The following is a 4,657-nucleotide window of genomic DNA, read 5'->3' as shown; positions in this document are numbered from 1 at the left end:
TTGATTGTAAAATTTCAGAAACTTGGAGTTCAGCAAAGTAGGAATTAAATCAAAATTTCAAATTTACTTTATTCAGATTATTTCTTGTTTTTAGTGTTTGATCGATTTTCATATTTAAAAGACAATGCATATTTTTCTGTTCTTTAATGATTGTTTAAATCAGGCAAAGATGTATTGATTTTATGGGTACTCAAATGAGTTCGGCTCGAAGGGGTATTGCAACGGATGAAATGAAAAGAGTTGCAAAAGATGAGGATGTTACATTAGATTGGTTAATCCCAAAAATTGCGCGAGGATCTATTATCATTCCTAGTAATAATGTCAGATCACAAAAAATTCACAATGTTGGAATAGGAAAAGGTCTCAAGACTAAAGTCAATGTCAATATTGGAACTTCTACTCTAAATGTGAACTTGGAAGAGGAAATTGAAAAAGCCAAAGTTGCAGTAAAATATCATGCTGATACTATAATGGATTTGAGTGACGGGGGAGATGTAAGAAAAATACGCCAATCTTTGTTAACTGTTGCACCAATTACATTTGGAACTGTTCCAATTTATGAGGCCTATAACTATGGGGTTGAAGTTCACAAAAATCCTTTAAACTTAAGTGAAGATGATTTCTTAAATGCATTTGAAAACAATGCAAAAGATGGCGTTGATTACACAACAATTCACTGTGGAATCACTAAAGACATTGCAAAAAGAATTCTTAAGGTAAAGCGGTATGGGGGTGTAGTGAGTAAAGGTGGAACAATTACTGCTGCCTGGATGTTAAAACATGATAAAGAAAATCCTTACATCACTCATTATGATTATCTTATTGAACTTGCAAAAAAATATGATATCACATTTAGTTTAGGTGATGCCCTACGACCTGGTTCTATCCTTGATTCTCATGATGAACTACAAGTTCAAGAAATGATCAATATCTCACAATTAACCAAGCGTGCTCATGAACAAGATATCCAAGTGATGGTTGAAGGACCTGGTCATGTTCCATTAAATGAGGTATCTGCTAATGTCATATTGGCAAAATCATTAATCGGCGATGTACCTTACTATGTTTTAGGCCCTTTGGTAACTGATGTTGCATCTGGTCATGATCATATTGCAAGTGCAATTGGTGCAGCTGTATCTGCAAGTCAAGGTGTTGATCTATTATGTTATCTCACTCCTTCGGAACATCTTGCATTACCTAATGCTGAAGAAGTAAAATCTGGATTAATCGCATATCGAATTGCAGCACATGCAGCTGATTTAGTAAAAATTCGTGACAAGGCAATTAAATGGGATATGGCAATGACTGAGGCTCGTAGAACATTAGATTGGGAAAAACAAATTGCACTGTCTATTGATCCTGAGGAGGCCGCCAGAATACATAGCCGTACAGGACAGCGTCTTGGAAATAACGTTCCTTGTACAATGTGTGGTGGAGCATGTGTTTATGTTATGTTGCCACAACAAAGAAAATACGAAAAGGAAGAAAACCTACAACAAATTTGACAATACTTTCTCAAGACTTGGAACTGTTTTGTAATTTTTTAGTTCATCTTTTGTAATCCATTTAAATTCTGAATTCTCCCAATTCAATTTGATTTCTGGATTCTTTACTTCAAACAAAAATGGAAAAACATCCCATTCATGATTTTCATACTGAGGAGAATTAATTTTTAACGTATTGGCACTTTTAATTAATTTTAATTGATTTTCTGAAATACCTATCTCTTCATGAATCTCTATTTTTGCTCTTTTTAGTGGCTCTTCATCTTTTTCTATAATTCCGCTTATCCCTGCCCACAAACCTTTCATGGTTTTTACATTATTACTTCTTTTTAGAATTAGTAATTTCTGTCCATCTTGGATAAACGATGTCACTATTTTGGTTGAGCGCATTTCTTCTATTTTTCAATTACATTTACCATTTTTGTTAATTTTTTATACGAATCCTCTAGATTTGTATTTGAAGAAAGCTTTTCTTGACATGTCTTAATGTAATCTATTACTTCCTCTGTTTTTGATTCTTGTACTGCTGTAAGTAATCTTCCGATATCTTTCCATAGCTCTTCTGCAACTCTTCTAATTTCTGGATTTGCGATAATTGTCTCTATTAATTCTGGTGATTCTGTCATGATGCTTTCTGCTAGTATTTTTTGAACTCTAAAAGTTGTACCTGACATTTTTTCTGTCAAAGACATTTTTTCATCTTTTGCAATGATATTTGCAAATACAAGATTCATCAAATGTGTTAATCCTAAAATGACTGCAATTTTTTTATCATGTTCTACTGCATCAATTGTTACAAAGTTTGCACCATCAAAAAGTTCTTTGGCAACTGTTAGTTCTTTTTTTGCATCTTTAATTGGAACTGATATAATATTTTGACCCTTGATCGATTTTGCTCCTGGACCAAACATTGGATGGATACATATTGGATTAATTTTTGCTGGCATTTTTGATAGGGATGTTACAACTTTGGATTTTTCAGATGATATTTCAATTAGATATGTTCCTCTTTTCATCTCTTTTGCAATCAGTCTGATTATTTCTGGAGTTCTTCTTGTAGGAGTACATAATACCACATAATCTGCTTTTAAAATTCCACCAACCAATGAGTCTGCTTGTAAAATTCCTTTCCCGCTTATTTTATTTTCAGTGTCATAACCTGTAACCTCAAAATCATTAGCAGCAAAATATTTGGCAAACCATTGTCCCATTTGACCCCCGGCACCAATTATTGTAATTTTCTTTTTCATTGCTTATCTCTCATCATATTGCCAAGTATATTCATTCCCTCCATTAGTGTTTTTTCATCTTGACATGCCGAAATTCTGATAAAGTTTCTGTAATCTCCAAAACCCTCTCCGGGAGCTACTGCCAATCCTTTTTCTAGTAATTCATTTGCAAATTGGACTCCGCTAAAACCCTCTTGATTAACTCTGGCAAAAATGTACATTGCCCCATCTGGTACTGCAAAATCTAATTTGATCTCTTTTACTTTTTCAGTCAATACCTTTAGTCTGGTTCGTATGGTATTAGTGTTGTTTGATATATCTGACTCTAATCCCTTCATGGCTACATATTGGATAGGTTCTGAAACATTAGTAAGGCATAATGCTTCTAATTTTGACATTTTATTGATAATTTCAGGGCTTGCTATGGCATATCCAATTCTAAATCCTGTCATTGCATGTGATTTTGAAAATGACTGTGTTATGATACTTTTATCATAATTATATGATAACACACTTTTCCAATTCGTAAAAGCATATTCGGAATATATCTCATCACTTAAAATGTACAAATTATTTTTCATAGAAATTCGTACAATCTCATCTTGTAGTTTTTCAGGAAGAATCTTTCCAGTTGGGTTGTTTGGATAATTTAATACTATCATCTTTGTATTTGCATTGATCACTTTTTGAATTTGTTCAATAGTTGGCTCCCATTTACTTTCTAATGTAGTTGTAATGGTTCTTACTTTAATTCCAGAATTTAAGGCACAATCCTTGTATGCTGGCCATGCTGGTTCTATTACAATTATCTCATCACCTGGATTTAACAGTGTAGTAATTGCAGAAAATATTGCAAATCGTGCACCTGGACTTACAAGTATATTTTCTTCAGAGACATTTGCATTGAATTTTTTAGATGCGTATTTTGCAAGTGCATTTCTAAATGATGGTAGGCCTCTTGTTTGACCGTATTTGAAAAAACCTTTGTCAAAAACTTCCTGAAGTGCATTTTTTACAATTTCTGGTGGAGCAAAATCTGGCTCTCCTACCTCCATGTGGATAATTTTTTTACCTTCTTGTTCCATTGACTTTGCTTTCAGAAAAATTGACAGATGAGTCTGCTTGTTTTCTGATTGAACTTTAATTGATTCATTTAATAAAAAATTCAAAAATTTTGATGCGATTGATTCATCAAAATTTAATCCCTTGCATAATGTGATTACTTGTTTACGAAGATTGTCTTCTCTTGATTCATCTGTTATTCCTTTTCCTATGTTTTTTTTAATTTCACCAATTTCTTTAGATATATCAGTTCTAATTTTTAACATCTTGATCATTTCGATAGTGATCTCATCTATTTTGTTACGTAGTTGATTGATGTCAGACATGTCTATAATACAGGCTTGATTACTCCAGCTAAAATAGCATGATCTGCCAAAGTTAGCGCAACTAAGGAATCTACTACCGGTGGTGCTCTAGGTACTACACATGGATCGTGTCTACCTTTTACTTCTAACACTGTTTCTTTTTTCGTTTTAATATCGACAGTACTCTGTTTTTGTGCTATTGATGATGCAGGTTTAAATGCAATTCTCATTGTAATTGGCATCCCATTTGATATCCCACCAAGAATCCCACCTGAATTATTTGTCTTTGTAACAATTTTTCCTTTTTTAATGGTGTACAGATCATTATTTTCAGAACCGAATAATTCTGATCCTGCAAATCCTGAGCCAAACTCTACTCCCTTTACAGATGGGATTGAAAATATTGCTTTACTCAAATCTGATTCTAATGAACCAAATATTGGCTCTCCTAATCCTACTGGGATGTTTGTAGTTACTGATTCGATTATTCCTCCAAGTGAATCTCCTTTCTTTCTTGCATCTAGAATTGATTCTTTCATTTTTTTTGCAGTATTTT

The 4,657-nt window shown here is 33.2% G+C and carries 5 protein-coding genes; 1 reads left to right on the top strand and 4 read right to left on the bottom strand.

Annotated elements, in window-relative coordinates; genetic code table 11:
* Positions 1-182: 182 nt before the first annotated feature.
* A complete protein-coding gene (gene thiC / locus BG20_RS07340; RefSeq protein WP_010192935.1) occupies positions 183-1,505 on the top strand; it encodes a phosphomethylpyrimidine synthase ThiC in 1,323 nt (440 codons plus the stop codon).
* On the opposite strand, the gene BG20_RS07335 is transcribed toward thiC, so the two are convergent.
* The 4 genes from BG20_RS07335 to BG20_RS07320 form a co-directional block, all read right to left on the bottom strand.
* The gene (locus BG20_RS07335; protein ID WP_048097147.1) at positions 1,491-1,895 is read right to left on the bottom strand and encodes an NUDIX domain-containing protein; all 405 of its coding nucleotides are present in this window, start codon (positions 1,893-1,895) and stop codon (positions 1,491-1,493) included. The two genes, thiC and BG20_RS07335, sit on opposite strands and share 15 nt — an antisense overlap.
* Before the next feature lie 5 nt (positions 1,896-1,900).
* Complete coding sequence (locus tag BG20_RS07330; RefSeq protein WP_010192932.1) at positions 1,901-2,755, bottom strand: prephenate dehydrogenase; 855 nt, start codon at positions 2,753-2,755, stop codon at positions 1,901-1,903.
* Positions 2,752-4,122 (bottom strand): aminotransferase class I/II-fold pyridoxal phosphate-dependent enzyme, encoded by a 1,371-nt coding sequence (locus BG20_RS07325; RefSeq protein ID WP_010192928.1) that lies wholly within the window; start codon positions 4,120-4,122, stop codon positions 2,752-2,754. Before BG20_RS07325 ends, BG20_RS07330 begins: the two co-directional genes overlap by 4 nt.
* A 2-nt stretch (positions 4,123-4,124) precedes the next feature.
* The coding region (locus BG20_RS07320; protein WP_010192926.1) for a chorismate synthase at positions 4,125-4,657 on the bottom strand (533 nt) is incomplete at its 5' end.

This window comes from Candidatus Nitrosarchaeum limnium BG20 (assembly GCF_000241145.1).
GTDB classification, from domain to species: Archaea; Thermoproteota; Nitrososphaeria; order Nitrososphaerales; family Nitrosopumilaceae; genus Nitrosarchaeum; species Nitrosarchaeum limnae.
Note: the sequence above shows the minus strand (reverse complement) of the source record. Positions and strands in the feature narration are given on the sequence as shown.